2 pseudogenes are annotated in these 904 nt (G+C 65.8%); one reads left to right on the top strand and one right to left on the bottom strand.

Going from position 1 to position 904, the window contains the following annotated elements:
* Positions 1-483 (top strand): annotated as a pseudogene (locus tag NBW84_RS10635) (4-amino-4-deoxy-L-arabinose transferase); the annotation flags it as partial.
* A gap of 57 nt (positions 484-540) precedes the next feature.
* Here NBW84_RS10635 and NBW84_RS10630 read toward each other — a convergent pair.
* Positions 541-904: pseudogene (locus tag NBW84_RS10630) on the bottom strand (ParA family protein); the annotation flags it as partial.

Raw genomic sequence — 904 nt, 5'->3', positions numbered from 1 at the left:
GTGCTTGCCACCTGGATACGCCTGGTGGCGGTGGCCAGCATCGTGACGGCGGGCCTGCTGACACTCCCGGACCACTGGGCGCCGAAGCTGCACACGGCACTGACCGCCGACGACAGCGCACCGAGCCGGGAGGCGGCCCGCTGGTACATCGAGAACATCCCGGACGGCAACATCGTCGTCACCGACGACAACATATGGACGGACCTGGAGCTGGCCGGCAAGAAGCCCGAGCCGATCTGGTTCTACAAACTGGACCTCGACCCAGCCGTCCGCGAGAAACTGAAGAACGGCTGGCAGGACGTCGACTACTTCATCCTCGGCGACCTGACCCCGGTCACCCTGAACAGCCTGCCCATGGTCGCCGAGGGCCTACGGAACTCGGTCGTCGTGAAATCCTTCGGCGCTCACGGCGAGATCGCCATACGCAAGGTAATCAAACCCGGCTGCCCGGCCACCCTCACAACCACCATTCCGGGCTGCTGAGCGTTCCGGCCGCCGGCGACGCCCCGTGCGCCGGCGGCCGGCCCCGGCCGGCCGACATCAGCCGGAGCCACCCCGCCCACGGATCGACTTCGCAATAGCGATCACACGCGGCCGGCCGGTCCCGCTCAGCCCGAACCCGAGGCCGTGACGGTAGATCTCCGGAATCCAGTACTGATCGTTCTCTCGGAACAGCACCCCATTGGCCTCCAACAGCCTGGCGTCGGCGGGATTCACATTCACGGTCTCCAGTGTGAAAGGCATCTTGCGGGATTCCTCGGGCAGTCCCTGCAGGTGCGTGAAGAGCATTCCGACAGGAGGATTCTCCTGTGATATTGCGCCGATCTTGTCGCGGCTGCATTCTGGGAGCGCCCGACGCATGGCGGTAGGCGTGAGAAGACGGTCCGGCCATCGTGCGACAGCC

It is taken from the genome of Protofrankia sp. CiP1_Cm_nod2 (genome assembly GCF_920664355.1).
Classification (GTDB): domain Bacteria; phylum Actinomycetota; class Actinomycetes; order Frankiales; family Frankiaceae; genus Protofrankia.
Note: the sequence above shows the minus strand (reverse complement) of the source record. Positions and strands in the feature narration are given on the sequence as shown.